The following is a 21172-nucleotide window of genomic DNA, read 5'->3' on the forward strand; positions in this document are numbered from 1 at the left end:
TGGTCATGGGACAACCCTTGCGAAGGATGCGGCGTCAGGCCTGCTCGGGACCTTGCTGCGCCGTCATGCGATGGACAGGCCTTTGAACCCCGGCGCGCTCACAGCGCCGGGCGGCTAAGTCGCAGGGTCAGGCCCCGGATGGCGGACCGAAATCGCATGACCGGACCTAACCATCATGGCGGAGGAAGATCAACCTTGACGCTGCTGCCGATGTCCGAAGCCTTTGGCCGAAAGGCGAACTGTCATTCGTTTGTCGCGTAAGCATCCGCACAAGCTCGGCCTTCGAGTCACGAGCCGGCGATGCTGCGTTTCCTCACCCTTCGCACCCTGCGCGCGCTGCTGACTGTCGCGATCTGCGTCTCGGCGGTGTTCCTTGCGCTGCGCCTCGCCGGCGACCCCGCCGACATCATGCTCTCGATCGAGACGCCGCCTGATGTGCGCGCTCATTACCGCGAGCTCTGGGGGCTCGATCGCCCGCTCGCCGAGCAGTATCTGCGCTATCTCGCCAGCGTGGTCCGCGGCGATTTCGGCCTCTCCTTTGCCGATGACCGGCCGGCCTTCGCCGCGGTCGTCGACGCCCTGCCAAAGACCTTTCTGCTGGGCGCCTGCGCGCTCATGCTCGCTTTGCTGATCGGCCTGCCGCTCGGCGTCCTGGCGGCGCTGCGCCACAACAGCGCGGTCGACCGCCTCGCCATGGCGGTCGCCGTGCTCGGCTATGCGATCCCGATCTTCTTCCTCGGCATCCTGCTGATCCTGCTCTTTGCGCTCAAGCTGCGCATACTGCCCTCGGCCGGGTCCGAGACGCTGTGGCACCTGATCCTGCCGGTGGTGACGCTGGCCTTGCCGCTGGCCGGGCGGCTCGCCCGGTTCGCGCGCACCGCGACGCTTGAAGTGCTCGGCAAGCCGTTCATCCGCGCGGCCCGGGCTCGCGGGGTGATGCCGCTCTCGGTCATCCTGCGCCACGCTTTGCCCAATGCCGCGGTGCCGCTGCTGATGTTCATCGGGATCGAGATCGGCCACATCCTCGCCGGCAGCGCCGTGGTCGAGACGATCTTCGCCTGGCCCGGCATTGGCCGGCTGCTGGTCGATTCCGTTTCAACGCGCGATCTTGCCGTCGTCCAGGCGGTGATCCTGACGGTCACCGTGGTCATGGTCGTCGCCAATCTACTTGTCGATATCCTGCACATCCTGATCGATCCGCGCCTCGGCGGCTTCTCCCGCAGTATGGGCAAGCCGGCATGACGGCGATCCTCGATTTGGGTGCTGTTCCGGCCTCCCGCCCGCGCGGGCGCCGCATGTCGCCGGTGGTGAAGCTCTCGGCCGGCTTCCTGGTTCTGGTCGTCCTCGTCGCGATCCTGGCCGACTGGCTGGCGCCGGTCCATTACACCACCCAGAACCTGCTCGCGCGGCTGAAGCCGCCGCTGACGCAGGGCGGCGGCATGACCTACTGGCTCGGCACCGACCAGCTCGGCCGCGACATCCTCAGCCGCATGATCTACGCGGTGCGCACCTCGATCTTGATCGCGGTCATGGGCACGCTGATCGGCGCGGTGTTCGGTACGCTGCTCGGCTTCATCGCAGCCAGGATGCGCGGCATCGTCGACCAGGCGATCATGATGCTGGTCGATGCGCAGGCGGCAATCCCGGCGCTGTTCCTGGCGCTGACCATGCTCGCCTTCTTCGGCAACAACATCGTGCTGTTCATCGTCCTGGTCAGCATCGATGGCTGGGACCGCTATACCCGTCTCGCCCGCGGCCTCGTCGCCTCCGAGCAGGAGAGCGACTACATCAATGCAGTCGAGGCGCTGGGCGCGCGCACCTCCCGCGTCGTCCTGCGCCATCTCCTGCCCAACATCGTCGCCGCGCTGGTGGTCCAGGCGACGCTCAACTTTCCTGGCACGATCCTGTTGGAGACCTCGCTCTCCTTCCTCGGCCTCGGCGTGCAGCCGCCCGGCACCTCGCTCGGCCTGATGCTCGGCGAGGGCCGGCGCTATCTCCTGAACGCCTGGTGGATCGCGGTCTTTCCCGGGCTCATCATCTTCCTGACCACGCTGTCGATGAGCCTGTTCGGCGATTGGCTGCGCGACCGCCTCGATCCGACCAGCGAGCGGCACTGAAGGCATGAGCTTCGACATCCGCAAGATCACAGGCCCCCTGCCGCTCGCCATCGCCCACCGCGGCGGCGCGCTGCTCGGGCCGGAAAACACTGCCGAGGCCTTCGAGCAGGCCAAGGCCGTTGGCGCCGATATGGTCGAGACCGACGTTCGGCTGAGCGCCAACGGCGCGCTAGTCTGCCTGCACGACGCCGACCTCCGGCGCATCGCCGGCGATCCGCGCCTCGCCGCCGAAACCGGGCTCGCCGAGCTGCGGGCGATGCTGCCCGGCCTGCTGACGCTGGAGGAGGCCATCGCCGCCTCCGCGCCGATCGGATTGTTGCTCGACGTGAAGCTCGCCGATCCGGCCGTTCTCTCGCGTATCCTCGACGCCGTCAGGGCAGCCGACGCCGCGGAGCGTGTGCTGCTGGGCCTGCGCTCGCTCGACCTCATCCCTGCGGCCCGCGCGCTGTCGCAGGAGATCGCGATCCTTGCGCTGGTCCCGGATCCGGAAGCCTACGAGCAGGCAAAAATCCTCGGCGCGAACTGGTTCCGCTTCTGGCAAGGCGAGGCGACGGCCGAGCGCATCGCAGCCGCGCGTGCCGTTGGCCTGCGCACAGTCGTGATGGTCGGGCAGCCGCGTTCGATTGCCATAGCCGGCTATCCGCCCTTTCCGGTCGGGCGGATCGATGCCGACGGGATCGACCGCGTCCTGTCGCTCGCCCCCGATGCGGTGATGCTCGACGATCCCCGCCTGCTGCTGTCGGCGCGCTCCGTCACGGCCCTGTCGTCTGGCTGAGGCATGGCAGCGCTATTGCGCGGGGAGCCGGACCGGCAGCGCCGCCGACCTCGATGCGAGACATGCCATGATCACCATTTCCCGCCGCCGTCTTCTGGAAGGTGCTGCCGCCGCCTCGGCGTTGCTCGCCACCCCGCAGGCCTTCGCGGCCGGCGAGACCCGCACGACCTTCACCGTCGCGGTCGCCGACCTGCCGGCGACGCTGGAGCCGGCGCGCGAGCTCTCCAATGTCGGCACGCGCGTCACCTACTCGATCTTCGATACGCTGATCCGCCGCGATTTCCTTGGCGCCAGCGATGGTGGCGGCTCGGAGCTGAAGCCACATCTGGCGACAAAGTGGGAGCGCGTCTCGCCCCAGGAGCTGATCGTCACGCTGCGCCAGGGCATCAAGTTCCACAACGGCGACGAGCTGACCTCGGAGGATGTCGCCTACACCTTCCGCGACGGTCGCCTCTGGGGCGACAAGGCCCAGATCCCCGGCGGCAAGCCCTATTTCGGCATCCTCGCCAGTGTCGAGCCGATCGACCGCTACAGCGTGCGCTTCCGTACCAAGGTCGCCGACGTGCTGCTGGAGCAGCGGCTCGCCTCCTGGTGCGCCTGGATCGTCAACAAGCGCGCCTATGAGGCGATGGGCTTCGAGGCTTATTCGCGCAAGCCGGTGGCGACCGGTCCCTATCGCGTCGTCTCGCATTCGGCAGCTGAAGCCACGGTGCTGGAAGCCTTCGACGACTATTTCATGGGCAAGCCGACGGCCCGGCGTGTCACCTTCCGGCGCGTGCCGGAGCTGGCCGCGCGCGTCGCCGGTCTCGTCGCGGGCGATTATGACCTGATCACCAATATCCCGCCCGACCAGATGAGCGTGGTCGGCGCCTACAAGGACATCGACGTCCGCTCGGTCGTGCTCGCGAACGTCCATGTCCTCGCCTATAACGAGCAGGACAAGGTGCTGGCCGACAAGCGGGTGCGGCAGGCGCTGAACCATGCGATCGACCGGCAGAAGCTGGTCGATGCGCTCTGGCACGGCACGGCGCAGGTGCCGCCCAGCCACAACTTCCCCGAATACGGCCAGATGTTCGTCGAGGGCCGCAAGCTGCCTTACGATCCGGCCAAGGCCAAGGCCTTGCTGCAGCAGGCCGGCTACAAGGGCGAGCCGATCGTCTACCGCACCATGGCCAACTACTACACCAATGCGCTCGAAGCGGCGCAGATCCTGGTCGAGCAGTGGAAGGCCGTCGGCATCAACGCCTCGCTGCAGGTCGTCGAGAACTCGACCCAGCTGCGCGGCGCCGGCGCACAGATCTTCAACTGGTCGAACTCGACGCGCCTGCCGGACCCGCTTGGCGCGATCTGGGTCGCCTGGGGGCCCGCCGGCGAGCACCAGGTCTCGAAGTTCTGGACCTCGGCCGAGGGCTTCAACAAGGCCGGCACGGCGCTGGAGGCGGAGGTCGATCCGGCCAGGCGCAAGGCGCTGTTCGCCGAGATGCTCGACATCTGGGAGGACGAGGCGCCGGCGACGATCCTCTACCAGCCGAGCGAAGCCTACGCGATCAAGAAGGCGATCGCCTGGCGGCCGACGACCTTTTATTTCATGGATCTGCGCCCGGACAATCTGTCCTTCGCCCGCAGCTGAGCGGACGGGGTCGTTTCGTCTTTCCGGGGCAGGCCGAAGGCCTGAGCCCGGAACCCAGAACCGATGCCGCCTCAGGAACAGCGCGTCGATCGCAGTGCCATCATCTCAACCGGCATCGGTTCTGGATTCCGGGCTCGACGCTGACGCGCCGCCCCGGAATGACGATGTCGGTTCTGACGAGGCGACCAGCCTCAATGCCCGCCGAGGATGAAGCGGCGGCCGTCCTGCTCGGCGAACTCGACCTGCTGGGTGAAGGCGCCACGGCCAGCCGAAACGCGGCGGATGCGTGCCTCCTCCCTCGCCGGACGGGAGAGGTCGCGGCCGACCATGCTCGGCGCCTTGGCCAGGCCGGAGAGGCCGAGCACGGTCGGGCCGATGTCGATGATCCCGGCCGGCTCCTGCGAGACGCTTCCGCCGTCGGTCGCGCCGCCGGAGATGATCAGCACCGTATTGAGCTCGTGCGGGTTGATGCCGCCATGCATGCCGCCGCCGAGCGGCACGTCGCCCGGCGTCATCGCGCCGAGGCCGAGCAATCCATACTGATCGGCCTCCAGCGATGATTTCAGGATGAACATCAGGTCGGGCTGGCGCTCGGCATGGCCGGCTCCGATCAGGTCAAGCGACAGGGTGCCGGCGATTTCGCCTTCCTCTCCGCCGCCGCGCGAGAAGAGATGGCCGATCGTCGGCTGTTCCATCAGCCAGGCGGCGATGCGCTCAAGCTCGGTCCGGTCGCTTCCACGCAGGCGGATCTCGCCGCTGATGCCGCCCGTTGCGAGGAAAGCCGCACCATCGACGGACTTGGCGTTGCTGAGATCGAAGCCGGCCTGGCGGGCCGCATCGAACAGCGGCTCGATCGCGCCGGTCGAGATCTGGCCATGGTCCGAGGCGGCAATCACCGCGATGCGCTCGCCATCGGGCTGAGCCTCGACCCAGTCGAGGATAGTGCCGAAGGCACGGTCCGCCTGCTGCAGGCCGGCCTTGGCCTCCGGCGAGCCGAGCCCGCGATAGTGGAAGGTGGTGTCGGGCTCGTTGAACCAGATCAGCGCGACATCGGGCTTCAGCGCCGGCAGCACATGCTCGGTCATCAGCCGGCCGCCATAAGCGAGTTCGTCGAGGCGCGGCAGCTGGCGCTGCGGCAGCGGGCCGAGCCTGGCGATCGCTTCCTCGACCGCCTCCGGCGTCTGCGTCGCCTCGCTGCCGAGCATCGAGAAGGTCCAGTGGCCGTTGGCGCGGGCGCGCGGGTTGATGAAATGCGCCGAGCCGGCCGAGCCGGTGTGGACCACGGCGAGTCGCTTGCCCGCCCGCGCCAGCACGTCGCCGAAGGTGTCGACCGCGATCAGCCGGCCGCCATGATGGGCTTCCGCGCGGCGCAGCATCCCGATGTCGCTGGTGTCGAAGATGCGCTCGGGAATGGCGTCGGCGAGGTAGAACGCGTTGCCGACGATCCCGTGCACGCCGGGCGGTGCGCCGGTGGCGATCGCGCTGGTCGCGACGCGGGTCACGGACGGAAAGACGCTGCGCGCCCGCCGGAACCAGGTGCCGCGCGCTGCCAGCCGCAGGATATTGGGCGTCAGCTCGGGCGAGACGAGATCGGGCCTCAACCCGTCGAAGACTGCCACGATCACGCGGGTGGCGGGGGAGCGATCGTCTTGGGCCATGTCGAGTTCCGGTCGGTGGATGGATCAGGCGGCAGCCGCTCTGGCGTCGGCGGTCACGGGTACCAGATGGCAGGCGGCAAGTCGCCCGTCGCTCGTCGGGCGCAGCGTTGGCGCTTCCTCGCGGCAGCGGGCGACGGCCCGTGGGCAGCGTGGATGGAAGGCGCAGCCCGATGGCCGGTCGACCGGATTGGGCGGGTCGCCGCGCAGGATGATGCGCTCGCGCGTGCCGCGCTGGAGCGTCGGCACGGCCGAGACCAGCGCCTCGGTGTAGGGATGGGCCGGCGCATGGAACAGCGCCTCCGGCGGTCCCTGTTCGACGATCTTGCCGAGATACATCACCGCGACCTCGTCGGCGATCTGCCGAACCACCTTCAGGTCGTGGCTGATGAACAGATAGGCCGTGCCGAAGCGCGCCTGCAGGTCCTGCAGCAGGTTGATCACCTGGGCCGCGACCGAGACATCGAGCGCCGAGATCGGCTCGTCACAGACCAAAAGCTCAGGACCGAGGATCAGTGCCCGGGCGAGCACGACGCGCTGGCGTTGGCCGCCGGAGAGCTCGTGCGGATAACGCTGAAACAGGTCCGGCCTCAGGCCGACCGCCTCGAACAGCGCGAGCGCCTTCTGCCGCCGGGCCTCGGCGCCTGCCTCGCGGTCATGGATAACGAGCGGCTCGACGATCTGCTCGCCGACGGGCAGGCGCCGGTCGAGCGCCGCGAGCGGATCCTGATGCACCAGCTGCATCCGCCGGCGCAGCGCCCGCCATTGGCGGTCGCAGGTCGCGCTGACCTCCTCGCCGGCGAACTCGACCCGCCCGCGCGTCGCCGGCAGCAGCCCGAGCACCAGCCGCGCGGTGGTCGACTTGCCGCAACCGGATTCGCCGACCACGCCGAGCGTCTTTCCGGCGGCGAGGCTGAAGCTCACGCCGTCGACTGCATGGAGCATCCGCTTCTGCCCCGTTGCCGTCGCGGCCGGATAATGTCGCGCGAGGTCGCTGACGCGAAGGAGCGGGCTCATGCGAACGCTCCGACCGGAACCGGCTCATGGGCGGCCGGTGCCAGCGCCGTCTCGGCGAGGCGCAGGCAGGCGGCGCGCTGGTCCTGTGCCGCCAGCACCAGCGCAGGCGTTTGCGTCCGGCAGTCGTCGATTGCCAGCGAGCAGCGCGGCGCGAAGGCACAACCTGGCGGCATCCGGTCGGGAGCGGGGACGGTGCCCGCGATCGGCGTCAGCCGTTGGCGCGGGCCGCCGAGCGTCGGCAGGGCGGTGAGCAAACCGCGCGTATAGGGATGGCGTGGCCGGTCGAGCAGGTCCTGTGTCGCGGCGGTCTCGACGACGCGGCCGGCATACATCACCGCGACGCGGTCGCAGAGATCGGCGACGACGCCGATATCGTGCGAGATCAGCACCAGCCCCATGCCGCTCTCGCGGCGGATGTCGCGGATCAGGTCGAGGATCTGCGCCTGGATCGTCGCGTCGAGCGCGGTGGTCGGCTCGTCGGCGATCAGCACCTCGGGCTCGCCGGCGAGCGCCAGCGCGATCATCACGCGCTGGTTCATGCCGCCCGAGAATTCGTGCGGATATTGCCGCAGCCGCCGCGGCGCATCGGCGATGCCGACGCGGTCGAGCAGGCGCAGCGCCTCGCGGTGGGCAGCATCGCCGCGCAATCCGCGATGCAGGCGCAGCACTTCCGTGAGTTGCGTGCCGATCCGCTGCACCGGATTGAGCGAACTGGTCGGATCCTGGAAGATCAGCCCGATTCTTCCACCGCGAATGCTCGCGAGCGCGCGCTCCGGCAGGTGGGTGATGTCCTGCCCTTTGAGCAGCACCTCGCCGGAGGTGACGACACCGCGGCCGAGCAGGCGCAAGGCCGCCAGCCAGGTCACGCTCTTGCCGCAGCCTGATTCCCCGACGATGCCGAGCGCCTCGCCGGGCGCGAGCCGGAGGTCGATGCCGCGCACGACCGGGACGGGGCCGCTGGCTCCCGGGAAAGCGACCGAGAAGTTTTTCAGCGCCAACAGCGGCGGCAAGCGCACCTCGGCGCCGGGCAGCAGCGCGGCGATGCCGGAGCGATCTTTGTCGCGGGCGGTCAGGAGCGTCATCGCAGCGGGATAGACGCGTTTCGGTGACCGTGATGTGACGGGCCGAGCAGGCCGCGGCGCCTGGTCGATGCCATTCAACGCCTGAATGTGCGAGCAGGCGAGGTATGTCAGGTAACGGTTGCTGATGTGAAATCGGTTCGCCGCTGCATCAACAGTGAATGCCGGGTCGATTCCATTGAATTTAGAAGACCCGTAATCTGAGCGCTAAATCTTGAGGTCGAAAACGATTGAACTATGCTGTTCCGGTGAACGCGATGCAGACTTTTTCCGATCCCGAATCCTTGGTGGGCATTCCGCTGTTCTCGCGGCAGCTATCGCTGTCGGCGGGCTACTTTCCGGTGCCGGAAGGCGAGCGGATCGTCGGGCCGATGCGCCGGGGCCTCAAGATCGCGGTCATGCTGGATGGGCGGCAATCCCTCGAGATCGATGACCGGCCCGCCGTCCTGGTCCGTGGTCCGGCTCTGCTGGTCGCCGCCAATGGTGGCGACCATGTCCAGCAGCGCACCGGCCTCAGCGGCGGCGTGGTCCGCTGCGTCCTGATGCAGTTCGACCTCGATTTCGTCGAGCGGGAATTCGAGGCCCCGATGCAGCAACTGTTCGCGCTCGCCGGAGCCGAAGACGCCGGGATCTGGGTGCGCCCGGCCGATGCCGATCTGTGCGCGCTCGCGCTCCAGATCGCCGAATGCCCGGTGGCCAAGCCGCTGCGGCGGCTCTATCTGGCCGGAAAGGCGCTGGAGCTCACCGCCGTGGCGCTCGACCGGATCGTCGGCCAGCCGCCCTTGCGGCCGGCGCGGCTTCCGGCCCGCACGCGCGAACAGGTCCACACAGCGCGGGACATGCTTGTCGCTGCGATGCAGGAGCCGCCGAGCCTCGCCGAGCTTGCCCGTGCGACCGGTCTCAACCCGACGAAACTCACCTCTGCCTTCCGCGCCGAGTTCGGCGACAGTGTTTTCGGCTATCTGCAGGAACTGCGGCTGCAGCAGGCCCATGCCCTGATCGCCGAAGGGGAGGCGAGCATCGCCGAGGCCGCCTTCCGCGTCGGTTATACGCCGGCGCATTTTTCCGGCCTGTTCCGCAAGCGCTTCGGCATGTCGCCGAGCGCGCTGCGTTGAGGGATGCCTCCTGCTTCAGAGCTGGAAAGGCTCGAAACTGCAGCGAAAGAAATACTGCCGCGATCGAAAGCCGACAGCGTTGCCGGCCAAGCACGCTTCCTGAAAGAACCCTGCCAACGGGTCGCCGGAATGGCGAAGGGGCAAGGGCGCAGGCATGACTGGGGTTCTCATCACCGGCAATCGGGCTGTATTGGCTGCCGGCGTCGCGTTCGGTGCCATCATCGCAGCCTGGTCTGGCGAAGCACTGGCGCAGGCTGCAGGCGGGATCAGTCTCGATACCATCGAGGTTCAGGGCGAGCGCGCCAACGGGCCAGTCAATGGCTATGTGGCACGGCGAAGCGAGAGCGCGACCAAGACCGACACGCCGCTGATCGAGACGCCGCAATCGGTCACCGTCGTCACCCGCGACCAGATGGACGACCAGGGCGCCCAGAGCGTCAGCCAGGCGCTGCGCTATTCGGCGAGCGTGCTCGGCGAGACGCGCCTGTCGATGGGGCGCTATGACAGCGTCTTCATCCGGGGCTTCGGCGGCAGCGGCGGTAGTGCGGGCTTCGTCAACCTCCTCGACGGCCTGCGGCTACAGCGCGGCGTCAACTTCCTCGTGCCGACGGTCGAGCCCTGGGGTCTGGAGCGCGTCGAGGTGATCCGCGGCCCGGCCTCGGTGATCTTCGGCCAAGTCAAGCCGGGCGGGATGATCGAGATGGTCAGCAAGCGCCCGCGTGATGTCGCGCATGGCGAGGTGCAGATCCAGTTCGGCAGCTTCGAGCGCAAGCAGCTCGCCTTCGACATCGGCGGGCCGGTGACGCCGGACAAGACCGTGCTCTACCGCATCGTCGGGCTCGGCCGTGCTGCCGACACCCAGGTCGACTTCACCAAGGAGGAGCGCCTCTACATCGCACCCTCCGTCACCTTCCAGCCCAATGCGGCGACAAGCCTGACGCTGCTGACCTCGTTCCAGCGCGATCCCGAGACCGGCTTCTACGGCTTCATCCCGTCGGTCGGCACTGCGCTGCCGAACCGCAATGGCCGCATCCGCAGCAATTTCTTTCCGGGCGAGCCCGGCTATGAGGGCTACAGCCGCAACCATCTGACGGCAGGCTACGCCTTCGAGCATCGCTTCAACGAGGTCTTCAGCTTCCGCCAGAACGTCCGCTATTCGGATCTGGAATCGCGCTTCCGCACGGTTGCCGCAGCGTCGCTCGGCGCCGACCAGCGCACACTGACGCGCCGCGTCACCGCCTCCAACGAGAAGGCCAAGACCTTCGGCATCGACAACCAGCTCCAGGCCGATTTCCGCACCGGCGCGCTGACCCACAAGGTGCTGTTCGGCGTCGATGGCTATTGGAGCGACGGCACCGCTTACACGGGCGCCGGCGGCACGGTGCAGACGCTCGACGCTTTCAACCCGGTCTATGGTCGCTTGCCGTTCGCGGTCCCGGCCGTGCCGGGAACCGGGCAGGTCGCGCAGCAATACGGCGTCTATATCCAGGACCAGATCAAGTTCGACCGGCTCTCTTTGGTGCTCGGCGGCCGCTTCGACCGGGCGATGGCGCGGACGCGCAACCTCGTTAACGGCGCGCTGACCAAGCAGGACGACTTCGCCAATACCGGCCGCGTCGCCCTGATGTACAATTTCGACAACGGTTTTGCGCCCTATGCGAGCTACTCGACCTCGTTCGAGCCGGTCCCGGGCACCACATTCCGCGGTGTCGCGTTCAAGCCGACCGAGGGCGAGCAGTACGAGGCCGGCTTCAAGTACCAGCCGCCCGGTACCAATGCCTTCCTGCAGGCGGCGGTCTACCAACTGACCCAGACCAATGTGCAGACTGCGGACCTCGCCAATCCCGGCTTCCAGATCCAGACCGGCGAGGTCCAGGCCCGCGGCGTCGAGGTCGAGGCCAGGGCGACGGTCTTCGACGATCTCGATCTCGTCGCGGCTTACACCTTTACTGACGCCGAGGTGACCAAGAGCACCGGCGCCGATCTCGGCAAGCGGCCGACCGTGGTGCCGCGCCACATGGCCTCGCTCTGGGCGCACTACACCTTCAAGACCGGCCTGTTCTCCGGCTTGGGCCTCGGCGCAGGCGTGCGCTATGTCGGCAAGGGCGCGGGCGATCCCGGCAACACCTTCTTCACCGACGACTACACGCTGGTCGATGCCGCGATCAGTTATGATCTCGGCGCAGCCAACGCCGCGATGAAGGGCTGGAAGGTGCAGGTCAACGCCCAGAACCTGTTCGACAAGGAGTATGTCGCCGGTTGCTACGGCGCCGTGCAGTGCTCCTTCGGCATGCGCCGCACCGTGCTCGCCACCCTGTCCTATCGCTGGTGAGGACAGGCGGGATGCTGCGGCCGGAACGGGTTGCGTTCGAGGGACACTTGGTCCCAGCTCTCCGGCCGGTCGAGCTGCCGCACACGCACAGCCTTGCATTCACATCGCCAGGCGGGGCCGAGTATCGGCTGCTGGTCGCGATCCCGCCCGAGCCCGCGCCGGCCGCCGGCTTTCCGGTTCTGGTCCTGGTCGACGGTGACGCGCTGTTCGCGACGGCGTTGTCCGCTGCACGGCTGCAGGCTGGCCGGACCGAGGTGACGGGCGTCGGCCCGGCGATCATTCTGGGCGTCGGCTATCCGGGAGCGGCGCCCTTCGATGCCGAGCGGCGCCGGCAGGATCTCTTGCCGGCGGATGGCGGTGCCGGCCGTTTCCTCGATCTGATCGCCGGCGAGATGCTGACGCAGGTCGAGACGCTCGCGCCGATCGACCGGACCCGCCTGTCGCTGGTCGGCCATTCCTTCGGCGGGCTCTTCGCCTTGCACGCGCTGTTCGCGCGCCCCGGCCTGTTCCGCAGCCATGTCGCCGGCAGCCCGTCGATCTGGTGGAACGAGCGGGCCATTCTCGCGACGCGCCAACGGTTCCTAGACGCACCGGCGACCTCCGAGCGGGCGCAATTGCTGATCACCATCGGCGGCGAGGAGCGGGCTGGCGACGAGCGGCGCGATCCGCAGCGGGCGGCGCGTTTGCGCATGGCCCGCATGGTCGACAACGCCGCCGAGATGGCACAGGTGCTGACGGCTTCCGGGCGTGTCGATTGCGAGCACGTCGTCTTCGCCGGCGAGAATCATATCTCGGTCCTCCCGGCCATGCTGTCGCGGGCAGTCGCCTTCGCGCTGGGCGGCACACAGGGAAAGGTCTCGCCATGACCGCTTCGCCGCTGCGGTTCCTGGCGTGGCTGCTGCTCGCCGTTGTAGCGATGCTTCCGGTGCTGGCGGGCAGTGCGGTTGCCGAGCCGGTCACCGTGACCGATCTGCTCGGGCGCAGCGTGACCTTGCCGGGTCCGGCGAAGCGGATCGTGCTGGCGCAAGGCCGCCAGCTCAACGCGCTCGGCCTCATCCATCCCGACCCGATCAGCCTGCTGGCCGGCTGGGGCGCCGATCATCGCCGCCAGAATCCCGACGCCTATGCCCGCTATCTCGCCAAGTTCCCGGCGATCGAGAGCGTGCCGACGGTCGGCGACGGCGCGACGCAGGACGGGTTCTCCTTCGAGAAGGCGGTATCGCTGTCACCGGACCTCGTGATCCTCAGCCTGTCGCTCGCCGGTACGCGGCGCGGGCCTGGCGATCTCGTCCAGCGTTTCGAGGCGGCCGGCATCAAGGTCGCTGTCGTCGATTTCTACCTGCAGCCGATGCGCGACACGCTGCCGAGTCTGCGCATTCTCGGCAAGCTGATCGGCCGCGAGGGCCAGGCCGAGGCCTATATCCGCTTCTACGAGGAGCGCCGGCGCCTCATCGAGGAGCGCGTGCGCGGCGCGGAGCGTCCGGCTGTCTTCATGCATGCCCATGCCGGCGGCTTCGATTGCTGCCCGACGCCTGGCAAGGGCACCTTCGACGATTTCATCACGGCCGCCGGCGGGCGCAATATCGCCGCCGCGATCCTGCCCGGCGCGACCGGGCAGATCAGCCTCGAGCAGCTGCTTGCCGCCGATCCCGCGATCTATGTCGCGACCGGTGGGACGCATCTGGCCAAGCTGGGCGGTCTCGTCCTCGGGCTCGGCGTGCCGCGCGAAACCGCGACCCAGAGCTTTGCCGCGCTGCTGGGCCGCCCTGGCATCTCTGCGCTCGCCGCTGTGCGCCAGGGCCGCGCCTATGGGCTCTGGCAACTCTTCAACGACACCCCGCTCCACATCGTCGCCATCGAACGGCTGGCGAAATGGTTCCACCCCGACCGCTTCGCCGATGTCGACCCGCAGGCGACGTTGAACGAGATCTCCAGCCGTTTCTCGGCGATCCCGCTCGACGGCCCGCTCTGGATCGAGAGTGCCGGCCAGGCGATGCCCTGAGCCTCAAGGGCCGCGACAGGACAAAATCCCATGACCATGCTTCGCGCCGAAACGCGTATCGCCTTGCCCGATCCCGCTGCCGTGCTGCAGCCGCTTCGCGCGCATCTTCTCGATCACGAGGCTGATGTCAGCGAGACCGACGGCGTGACGACGATCGGGTTCGCTGACAGCCGGGCCGAGATCGTTGCAATGCCGGGGGCGCTGTCGGTTGTCGTCGAGGCGGCCGATCTCGCCGGCGTGCAGAGCATGAAGCTCGTGATCGCGAGTCATGTCGTCGAGTTCGCGCCGGATGGCGCCGCGCCCGCGATCCGCTGGAGCGGCGATGGCGCCGAGCCGATGCTGCCGCCGGATTTTCGCGTGCTGATCGTGACCGGCGTCGAGCAGCTGACGCCGCATATGCGCCGCATCCGCTTCCGCGGCGAGGACCTTGCCCGCTACGATTCGCTGGAGGCGCTGCATGTCCGCCTCTTCATTCCGCCGGCGGGTCTGGCCGAGCCGGTCTGGCCGATGATCGGTGCCGACGGCCTGCTGCAGGCGCCGCCGCCTGAGCTGCGGCCGGCGATTCGCAAATACACGATCCGCGAGATCGACGTGGCTGCCGGCGCGCTCGCCATCGATTTCGTCCTGCATGACGACGCCGGTCCGGGTTCGGCCTTCGCCGCTGGCGTGCAGGTCGGTGACCGTATCGGCATGGCCGGCCCGGGTGGGCGCGGCCTGAAGCAGGCCGACCGTTACCTCTTCGTTGCCGACGAGACCGGCCTGCCTGCGCTCGCCCGCATGCTGGCAAACCTGCCGAGGCAGGCGAGCGGCCTCGCGCTGATCGAGGTCGCCGACGCGAATGAGCATCAGCCACTGTCGCTGCCGGAAGGGTTCGATGTCCGTTGGCTCCACCGTGATGGCGCAGCGCCCGGCTCGACCTCCTTGCTGATCGACGCCCTCGCAACGCTCGACTGGCCGCCGGGCGAGGGCAGTCTCTATCTCTGGGCTGCAGCCGAACACACGGGCTTCCGCGAGATCCGTGCGACGGCGCGGCAACGCCTGCGCCCTGGCATCGACGAGCATCTCGTCGTCGGCTACTGGCGCGCCGGCCTTGCCGAGGAGCAGCATATGGCGGAGAAGAAGCAGGCCGCAAAGGCGGCTTGAAGCGGTTCGTGCTTCAGGCCTTCAGATGCAGCGTCACCAGCACGGTGATCTCGGCGCCATCCGGCAGCGTCGCGGCAATGCGGACGAAATTGCCGAAATGGCCGAGGCGCTGGAAGGTCACGGCGTCCTTCGTCGTTGGCAGGGCGAATTCCGAACCTTCATGGCACCAGTGCATGCCGTCGGCGGAGATCTCGATGCGCGCCTTGGGCAGCGACCCTTTCGGCTCCTTGAGCGCGCGCACGAAGACGATCGCCTCCTTGGCCCAGCCGGCCTCATAGGGCTCGCTCGCGCTTGTCCCGGTCCAGCTCTCGTTGCGGGCGACGACGGCCGTCAGATTCTCGGGCAGCATCAGAACTCTCCCGACAGGCAGACGGAATCGAGATAGGCGAAGGCGCGCTTGTCGGTGTCGGTCTCGGCGAAGAAGGCGAGGTTGAGCATGCACCAGAGGTTCTTCATCGCCGGGATGCGGATGCTGTCGAAGCCGTCCATGGCGAAGACTCGGTCATTGACCTGGAAACGCGTGGCCTGCATCGAGGCGAGGTCGAAGTCGAAGCGCAGATAGTGCCAGTTCACCTTGGTCGGGATCTCGTTGTAGCAGAGCCGCTGCTCGCCGCCGGGAAGGTCCTCCCAGTCATCGGGCGCAAGGTGATAATGCGTGATCGTCTTGCCGGCATTGCCGATCGGCTTGATCGGCGTCGTCTTGCGCTTGAACTGCCATTTCTGCAGGTGCTGGCCGTCCTGCGCGTTGAGGAAGCGCAAATGCGGCATGACGCGATCACCCGGCCCTGAGCTGTCGCCGATCTGGAGATCGTAGAGGAAGCCGAAGGAGCGGATATCGGTCTCCGAGAGCTGCAGATCGGTCGCTTCGGGCTTGAAGGTGAAATAGGCCTCGAGCCGGATCGGCCCCGGCTTGCGGAAGGTCAGGCGCTTGATCGCGACGTTCTGCGCACCCTTCTTCGGCCGCGTCGCGATCTTCAGCGCATAGGAGCCGTCGACGCCGCCATGCGAGCCGAAATCCCAGTTCGGCAGGGTCGAGAGCATGGCGTGGCTGTGCTGGGCGTAGCCCGGCAGCATCGCGTCGAGACTGTCCTCGTAATTGCCGACGAGCTGGGTCCAGCCGCACATGCCCCGGTCGAAATCATCAAAGCAGATGATGCGGGGCAGCGGGTCGAAGCGGCTGAGCTGCGGATCGGCCTCGCGGATGGCGCGGCGCATGTCGTCGAGCTGGGTCATGATCCTACCCTTTCACCGCGCCGGCGGTCAGGCCCGCGACGAGGTGCTTCTGCATGAGGATGACGAAGGCGAGCACCGGCACGAGCTGCACGGTCGAGGCGGCGAAGAGCACGCCCCATTCGACGCCTTCGACGGCGCCGATCATCTCGGAGATCACCAATGGCGCGGTCTTCGCCTTGGTGGTGGTGAAGATGAAGGCGAAGAGGAACTCGTTCCAGGCGTAGACGATGACGAAGACCGAGACGGCGAGCATGCCCTGCGCCGCCATCGGCAGGATGACGCGCATGATGATCTGGAACTGCGAGGCGCCGTCCATCATCGCGGCCTCGTCCAGCTCGCGCGGGATCTGGTCGATGAAGGTGCGCATCACCACCGTGCCGAGCGAGACGAAGAAGGTGGCGTAGAGCACGATCAGCACGAAATGCGTGTCGTTGAGGCCGAGCCAGTTCACCACCGGAAAGAGCGGCAGCGTGATCACGATCGGCGGGATCAGCCGGATGAAGATCAGGAAGAAGGCTGAGGCCTGCAGGCCCTTCGAGGCAAAGCGCGAATAGGCGAAGCCGGCGAGCAGGGAGACGCCGACGGCGAGCACGGTCGCGCCGACCGTGACGAGGAAGCTGTTCCACAGGCCGAAGAAGAAATCGCCCCAGCGACTCCAGAGCGCCTGGTAGTTCGCCAGGGTCGGAGCAAAGGAGAACGTGCTGCCGGTCGAGAAGATGTCGCGGTCGGCCTTGAAGGACGACATCGCGATCAAGCCGATCGGGACGAGCGACCAGGCGACGATCGCGGCGACGCCGACGAGCTTGAGGAGATGGCGCAAAAGCGTGGGCAGAGAGAGCTTAGGCATGCTTGCCGAACATCTCCCTGTAGAGCCCACGCAGGTAGAACAGCGCGAGCAGGAGCGAGGCGAGCACCAGCAGCCAGCCGGTGGCGGCGGCCGGCCCGAAGGCGTTGTAGCGGAAGGCCTCGAGATAGAGATAGACCGCCATCACCTCGGTCGAGCGCGCCGGGCCGCCGCCGGTCATCAGCCAGACCTCCGAGAACAGCCGGAAGGCGAAGATGTAGCGGAACAGCGCCGCGATCAGCAGCGCCGGCATCAGCAGAGGCAGCGTGATCCGGCGAAACGAGATCCAGGGCGAGGCGCCGTCGATCGCGGCGGCTTCATAGAGGTCGCTGGGGATCGAGAGCCGGGCGGCATAGAGGATGATGAAGCTGAAGGGCAGGTGCAGCCAGATCGAGAGCAGGCTGACCATGGCGAGCCCGTGGCTCGGGTTCACCGCCCATTCGATCGGCGGCAGGCCGAGCGACATCAGGAGCCGGCTCATCATCCCCACATCCGGCTCGAACAGAAAGCGCCACATCACCACCGCCGAGACCTCGCTGACGGCATAGGGCGCGAGCACGATCGCGAGCAGCAGCGCCCGGAGCGGTACGCCCGAGGCGAAGAACAGTGCCATGCCGAGGCCGAGCAGGAGTTCGACATGCACCACGACGGCGACGACGATCACCGTGTTGAGGAGCGCCTTCCAGAAATAGGCATCGCCCAGCACCTTGGCGTAGTTGGCAAAGCCGACGAAGCTTGCCGCCTGCCCGAAGGAAGACTGGTTGAGGCTCAGCCAGAACACATAGATCGCCGGCAGGAAGATGATGCCGCCGATCATCAGCTGGACCGGCGAGACCAGCGCGATGGCGGAGAGGGGCGTGCGGGCGCTCATCAGGCGATCCTGAAGCGCGCCAGCGCGTCGCGGTCGATCTCGATGCCGAGGCCCGGCCCTTGCGGAACGGCGAGCTTGCCCTCGATCAGTTGCGAACCCTCGCCGACGATCGGGTGGGTGAAGGCGTCGCGCAGCGGGTTCTGGTAGACCATGCACTCGAAGGTGCGGAAGGTCTCGGCTGCGGCAGCGAGCTGCAGGCTGGCGGCGACGCAGATCGCGCCGGACCAGCCGACATGCGGGGCGTAAGCCGTGTTGAAGGCGGCGGCGAGCTCGCAGATGCGCCAGGTCTCGCTGATCCCGCCCGAGCGCGTCACATCCGGCTGGATCAGCCCGAGCGAGCGGTCCTGCAACGAGATCAGCGCGTCCGAGGCGACGAAGTCGCTCTCGCCGGCGGCGAGCCGGATCGGCAGATGCTGGGCGAGGCGGCGATAGCCCTCGCGATCCTGCGGCGCGATCGGCTCCTCGAAGAAGCCGTAGCCGAGATCGGCCAGCGCGCGCCCGACGATCAGCGCGTCGTCGACGTCATAGGCCCAGTTGGCATCGACATGGAGCGCGATGTCGTCCCCGGCGAGCTTGCGGACGAGCTTGGCGCGGGCGATCGCGTCGCGCAGCGGATGGCCGAGCTTGACCTTGATCTCGCGGAAACCGGCTTTCAGCACGGTGGCGACCTCCGCCTCGACCGTTGCATCGTCGAGCCAGTTGATCGAGGAGGCATAGGCCGCGACTTCGGTGCGGCCCATGCCGCCAAGCAGCTTGTGGATCGGCTGGCCCGCCTGCTTTCCGGCGATGTCCCAGAGCGCGATGTCGACCGCCGCGATCGCCTCGACGACCTGGCCGCCCGGGCGTCCGGATAGCGCGGCGCGCATCGTCCTCCAGAGCGCCCGCCGATCGGCTGCATCACGCCCGATCAGGCGCGGCACCATCGCCTCCTCGATGAAGCGGGCATAGCCGGCCGCGCCGCGGCGGCAGAGGCCCTCGCCGAAGCCGACGACGCCGTCCTCGGTCTCGATCTCGACCACGACGAGCTCGATCGCCGGATAGTCGCCCTGCGACGTCCGCTGGACCTTGGGCAGCGTCGCCCGCAAGGGATGTGCGACGACCTTTGAGATGCGGCTGGCCGGCATGCGGCGGCGTCCTCTTGAGTGCTTAACTTATCTGATAGGTTGAACAGTTGCCAAGCTCAGCGGCATCTGTCAATGATCATCGAACGGAGGTGATCGATGAGCGATGCCGCTTCATCCCTGCTGGGTGGCGACGACCCATTCGCCGGCGGCGACGTCGTGCCGATGCGGCTGGGCGACGCCGTGATCCAGCGCATCACCCAGGCGATCCAGGACGGCAGGCTGAAGCCGGGCGACGCCCTGCCGTCGGAAGCGCGGATCGCCGCCTCTTTCGGCGTCAGCAAGCCGATCGCCCGCGAGGCCATCCGCCAGCTCGCGGCGATGGGCGTCGTGCATATCCAGCAGGGCAAGCCGACGAAGGTTCAGGCGCTCGACGCCGCCCCGCTCGACCGCTTCTATCGTTTCGCCGTGCGTGGCCGTGCCAATGGCCTGACCGAGGCGGTCGAGCTGCGCCGCATCCTCGAGCCGCCGATCGCGGCCCATAGCGCCGCGCGTCGCTCGGCGGAGGATGTCGAGAAGCTCGCGCTGATCCTCGCCCGCATGGAGGATGCGCTCGGCCATGTGCCGCGCTGGATCGAGGCCGATCTCGACTTCCATGAGGCCATCGCGGCGTCCTCGGGCAACCGCCTGCTCGACTTCCAGATCAGGGGCCTCAGGCCAGTGATCCGCGAAGTCATGGAGATCTTCAATTCGCGCGAGAAGCGCACCAAGGACGACTGGCGGCGCACCTTCGAGCGACATGTGCGCGTCGTCGAGGCGATCCGCGCCGGCGATCCGGCTGCGGCTTTCGCCGCCATGAACAAGCATTTCGAAGCGGCAGAAGCCGCCATCGCGGAACTCGCGAACCATCGGGAGGACAGGCATGAGCACGGAGACAGGACTGAACCGTAGGCAGTTCGGCGCCGGCATTCTCGGGGTGAGCTTCACGGCGCTTGGCGCTGGAGGTGCTCGCGCTCAGCAAGGCGGGCCGTTCAACGTCTTCACCCATCGCGTCATGCAGACGGTCGCGACCGGTGCGCAGGGAGGCGACATCACCAAGGACTGGGCCGCGAAGAACGGCGTCGGCGTCCAGTGGACGACCTTCGACACCGGCCCGTTGCAGGAGCGGCTCTTCCGCGAGGCGAGCCTCGGCGAGACCTCGGTCGATGTCGGCTTCGTCCTCAACACGCAGGTCGTGCCGCGCGCCGCAAACCTGTTCGAGGCGCTCGACGACTATCTCAAGCGGGACCCGCTGGAGGACCCGGCCGACATCTTTTCCGGTTTGATGCAGGGCATGACCGTCGGCGGCAAGCAACTCGCCGTCCCGTTCCGGCATGCCTCCTCCGGCCTGCACTACAATGAGGAGATCCTGGCGGAGAAGGGCTTCTCCAAGCCCCCAGTGACGATCGAGGAGATGATCGAGATCGCCAAGGCCTGCAGCTATCGCCGCTATGACGGCACGCAGGTCGTCGGCCTGTGCATGCCGGGCGTGACCTATCCCAACGTGATCGACCTCGCTCGCGCCTGGGATGGCGAGTTCATCACGCCCGATTTCAAATGCGCCGCCGACCAGCCGCCGATGCTGACCGCGATCAGGACCTTGCGCGAGCTCTTCCAGGCGGGTGCCTTCCCGCGCAACTTCGCGACGCTCTCGCCCGAGGACGTCAATGTCTGGATGCAGCAGGGCCGGGCGGCGATGAGCCTGCAGAGCATGGGCCGCAACCGCATCTACAACGATCCGCAGAAGTCGAAATTCTCGGGCAAGATCAAGACGATCGCCGTGCCGGCCTCGAAGACGCTGGCGGGGAAGTATGATGCCGCTCCGGCCAAGGTCGAGTTCTGGGGCATGGTCATCCCGAAGAATGCCAAGCGCAAGGACCTCGCCTGGAACTTCATCAAGGCGATGGCCTCGAAGGAGGCGACCCTCAAGGCCGCGCTCAACGGCAATGGGCCGGTGCGCGCCTCGACCTATGCCGACCAGAGCTTCGCCGGAACCGTGCCTTATGCAGCCGAGGAGCTGAAGGTGCTGAAGGTGGCACGCGTGCCGCTGCCGGCCTTCGACGAGGCGGCCCGCGCCGGCGACCTCTTCAAGGAAGAGGCGGAGGCCGCCGTGCTCGGCATGAAGACGCCGGAGGAGGCGATGGCGTCACTGGTCAAGCGCGTGCAGCCGCTGCTGCCGGCGTGAACCACTCTCGTCTTTCCGGGGCGCTGCGCAGCAGCGAGCCTGGAATCCAGAAGCGCCGAAGCGTCGAATGAAGG

19 protein-coding genes are annotated in these 21172 nt (G+C 67.7%); 11 read left to right on the top strand and 8 right to left on the bottom strand.

Going from position 1 to position 21172, the window contains the following annotated elements; genetic code table 11:
- The first annotated feature begins 300 nt into the window (after positions 1–300).
- The 4 genes from QO058_RS19800 to QO058_RS19815 all read left to right on the top strand — a co-directional run bounded on the left by QO058_RS19800 (position 301) and on the right by QO058_RS19815 (position 4522).
- Entirely contained in the window at positions 301–1242 is a 942-nt protein-coding gene (locus QO058_RS19800) for an ABC transporter permease (RefSeq protein ID WP_284167976.1), read from the top strand.
- Entirely contained in the window at positions 1239–2117 is an 879-nt protein-coding gene (locus tag QO058_RS19805; protein ID WP_284167977.1) for an ABC transporter permease, read from the top strand. Before QO058_RS19800 ends, QO058_RS19805 begins: the two co-directional genes overlap by 4 nt.
- Before the next feature lie 4 nt (positions 2118–2121).
- On the top strand, positions 2122–2892 hold the full coding sequence (locus QO058_RS19810; protein WP_284167978.1) for a glycerophosphodiester phosphodiesterase: 771 nt from the start codon (positions 2122–2124) through the stop codon (positions 2890–2892).
- 67 nt (positions 2893–2959) lie between these two features.
- Positions 2960–4522: an ABC transporter substrate-binding protein gene (locus QO058_RS19815; protein ID WP_284167979.1), complete on the top strand. Its 1563-nt coding sequence runs from the start codon at positions 2960–2962 to the stop codon at positions 4520–4522.
- Between the two features lie 191 nt (positions 4523–4713).
- On the opposite strand, the gene QO058_RS19820 is transcribed toward QO058_RS19815, so the two are convergent.
- From QO058_RS19820 to QO058_RS19830, 3 genes are read right to left on the bottom strand one after another with little or no spacing between them, the layout of a single operon-like run.
- Positions 4714–6180 (bottom strand): alkaline phosphatase family protein, encoded by a 1467-nt coding sequence (locus tag QO058_RS19820; protein WP_284167980.1) that lies wholly within the window; start codon positions 6178–6180, stop codon positions 4714–4716.
- A gap of 24 nt (positions 6181–6204) precedes the next feature.
- A complete protein-coding gene (locus QO058_RS19825) occupies positions 6205–7194 on the bottom strand; it encodes an ABC transporter ATP-binding protein (RefSeq protein WP_284167981.1) in 990 nt (329 codons plus the stop codon).
- Complete coding sequence (locus tag QO058_RS19830) at positions 7191–8204, bottom strand: ABC transporter ATP-binding protein (RefSeq protein WP_284172957.1); 1014 nt, start codon at positions 8202–8204, stop codon at positions 7191–7193. The genes QO058_RS19825 and QO058_RS19830 overlap by 4 nt, the downstream gene beginning before the upstream one ends.
- A 326-nt stretch (positions 8205–8530) precedes the next feature.
- Here QO058_RS19830 and QO058_RS19835 point away from each other — a divergent pair, with 326 nt between their 5' ends.
- The 5 genes from QO058_RS19835 to QO058_RS19855 all read left to right on the top strand — a co-directional run bounded on the left by QO058_RS19835 (position 8531) and on the right by QO058_RS19855 (position 14865).
- Complete coding sequence (locus tag QO058_RS19835) at positions 8531–9388, top strand: helix-turn-helix transcriptional regulator (protein WP_284167982.1); 858 nt, start codon at positions 8531–8533, stop codon at positions 9386–9388.
- Between the two features lie 154 nt (positions 9389–9542).
- A complete protein-coding gene (locus QO058_RS19840; protein WP_284167983.1) occupies positions 9543–11720 on the top strand; it encodes a TonB-dependent siderophore receptor in 2178 nt (725 codons plus the stop codon).
- A gap of 47 nt (positions 11721–11767) precedes the next feature.
- Positions 11768–12586: an alpha/beta hydrolase gene (locus QO058_RS19845; protein ID WP_284167984.1), complete on the top strand. Its 819-nt coding sequence runs from the start codon at positions 11768–11770 to the stop codon at positions 12584–12586.
- Complete coding sequence (locus QO058_RS19850) at positions 12583–13722, top strand: ABC transporter substrate-binding protein (RefSeq protein ID WP_284167985.1); 1140 nt, start codon at positions 12583–12585, stop codon at positions 13720–13722. Before QO058_RS19845 ends, QO058_RS19850 begins: the two co-directional genes overlap by 4 nt.
- Positions 13723–13752: 30 nt before the next feature.
- Positions 13753–14865, top strand: coding sequence for a siderophore-interacting protein (locus QO058_RS19855; protein ID WP_284167986.1), 1113 nt, complete (start codon positions 13753–13755; stop codon positions 14863–14865).
- Positions 14866–14878: 13 nt separating this feature from the next.
- On the opposite strand, the gene QO058_RS19860 is transcribed toward QO058_RS19855, so the two are convergent.
- The 5 genes from QO058_RS19860 to QO058_RS19880 are packed head-to-tail and all read right to left on the bottom strand — an operon-like array spanning position 14879 to position 18937.
- The gene (locus QO058_RS19860; protein ID WP_284167987.1) at positions 14879–15214 is read right to left on the bottom strand and encodes a hypothetical protein; all 336 of its coding nucleotides are present in this window, start codon (positions 15212–15214) and stop codon (positions 14879–14881) included.
- The gene (locus QO058_RS19865) at positions 15214–16080 is read right to left on the bottom strand and encodes a DUF6772 family protein (RefSeq protein WP_284172958.1); all 867 of its coding nucleotides are present in this window, start codon (positions 16078–16080) and stop codon (positions 15214–15216) included. Before QO058_RS19865 ends, QO058_RS19860 begins: the two co-directional genes overlap by 1 nt.
- A 22-nt stretch (positions 16081–16102) precedes the next feature.
- Positions 16103–16945 carry a carbohydrate ABC transporter permease gene (locus tag QO058_RS19870; protein WP_284167988.1) on the bottom strand — a complete coding sequence of 281 codons (843 nt, stop codon included), beginning with the start codon at positions 16943–16945 and terminating at the stop codon, positions 16103–16105.
- On the bottom strand, positions 16938–17813 hold the full coding sequence (locus tag QO058_RS19875; RefSeq protein WP_284167989.1) for a carbohydrate ABC transporter permease: 876 nt from the start codon (positions 17811–17813) through the stop codon (positions 16938–16940). The genes QO058_RS19870 and QO058_RS19875 overlap by 8 nt, the downstream gene beginning before the upstream one ends.
- Positions 17813–18937, bottom strand: coding sequence for a mandelate racemase/muconate lactonizing enzyme family protein (locus QO058_RS19880; protein ID WP_284167990.1), 1125 nt, complete (start codon positions 18935–18937; stop codon positions 17813–17815). The genes QO058_RS19875 and QO058_RS19880 overlap by 1 nt, the downstream gene beginning before the upstream one ends.
- Positions 18938–19033: 96 nt before the next feature.
- Here QO058_RS19880 and QO058_RS19885 point away from each other — a divergent pair, with 96 nt between their 5' ends.
- Positions 19034–19825 carry a FadR/GntR family transcriptional regulator gene (locus QO058_RS19885; RefSeq protein ID WP_284167991.1) on the top strand — a complete coding sequence of 264 codons (792 nt, stop codon included), beginning with the start codon at positions 19034–19036 and terminating at the stop codon, positions 19823–19825.
- On the top strand, positions 19797–21098 hold the full coding sequence (locus QO058_RS19890) for an ABC transporter substrate-binding protein (RefSeq protein WP_284167992.1): 1302 nt from the start codon (positions 19797–19799) through the stop codon (positions 21096–21098). The genes QO058_RS19885 and QO058_RS19890 overlap by 29 nt, the downstream gene beginning before the upstream one ends.
- Positions 21099–21172: the final 74 nt, after the last annotated feature.

Source organism: Bosea vestrisii, assembly GCF_030144325.1.
Classification (GTDB): Bacteria; Pseudomonadota; Alphaproteobacteria; order Rhizobiales; family Beijerinckiaceae; genus Allobosea; species Allobosea vestrisii_A.

Bases quoted from the DNA above. Each gene is read 5' to 3' on its own strand.
- QO058_RS19800 (WP_284167976.1), top strand. From the start codon at position 301: ATGCTGCGTTTCCTCACCCTTCGCACCCTGCGCGCGCTGCTGACTGTC.
- QO058_RS19805 (WP_284167977.1), top strand. From the start codon at position 1,239: ATGACGGCGATCCTCGATTTGGGTGCTGTTCCGGCCTCCCGCCCGCGC.
- QO058_RS19810 (WP_284167978.1), top strand. From the start codon at position 2,122: ATGAGCTTCGACATCCGCAAGATCACAGGCCCCCTGCCGCTCGCCATC.
- QO058_RS19815 (WP_284167979.1), top strand. From the start codon at position 2,960: ATGATCACCATTTCCCGCCGCCGTCTTCTGGAAGGTGCTGCCGCCGCC.
- QO058_RS19820 (WP_284167980.1), bottom strand. From the start codon at position 6,180: ATGGCCCAAGACGATCGCTCCCCCGCCACCCGCGTGATCGTGGCAGTC.
- QO058_RS19825 (WP_284167981.1), bottom strand. From the start codon at position 7,194: ATGAGCCCGCTCCTTCGCGTCAGCGACCTCGCGCGACATTATCCGGCC.
- QO058_RS19835 (WP_284167982.1), top strand. From the start codon at position 8,531: ATGCAGACTTTTTCCGATCCCGAATCCTTGGTGGGCATTCCGCTGTTC.
- QO058_RS19840 (WP_284167983.1), top strand. From the start codon at position 9,543: ATGACTGGGGTTCTCATCACCGGCAATCGGGCTGTATTGGCTGCCGGC.
- QO058_RS19850 (WP_284167985.1), top strand. From the start codon at position 12,583: ATGACCGCTTCGCCGCTGCGGTTCCTGGCGTGGCTGCTGCTCGCCGTT.
- QO058_RS19855 (WP_284167986.1), top strand. From the start codon at position 13,753: ATGACCATGCTTCGCGCCGAAACGCGTATCGCCTTGCCCGATCCCGCT.
- QO058_RS19860 (WP_284167987.1), bottom strand. From the start codon at position 15,214: ATGCTGCCCGAGAATCTGACGGCCGTCGTCGCCCGCAACGAGAGCTGG.
- QO058_RS19865 (WP_284172958.1), bottom strand. From the start codon at position 16,080: ATGCGCCGCGCCATCCGCGAGGCCGATCCGCAGCTCAGCCGCTTCGAC.
- QO058_RS19870 (WP_284167988.1), bottom strand. From the start codon at position 16,945: ATGCCTAAGCTCTCTCTGCCCACGCTTTTGCGCCATCTCCTCAAGCTC.
- QO058_RS19875 (WP_284167989.1), bottom strand. From the start codon at position 17,813: ATGAGCGCCCGCACGCCCCTCTCCGCCATCGCGCTGGTCTCGCCGGTC.
- QO058_RS19880 (WP_284167990.1), bottom strand. From the start codon at position 18,937: ATGCCGGCCAGCCGCATCTCAAAGGTCGTCGCACATCCCTTGCGGGCG.
- QO058_RS19885 (WP_284167991.1), top strand. From the start codon at position 19,034: ATGAGCGATGCCGCTTCATCCCTGCTGGGTGGCGACGACCCATTCGCC.
- QO058_RS19890 (WP_284167992.1), top strand. From the start codon at position 19,797: ATGAGCACGGAGACAGGACTGAACCGTAGGCAGTTCGGCGCCGGCATT.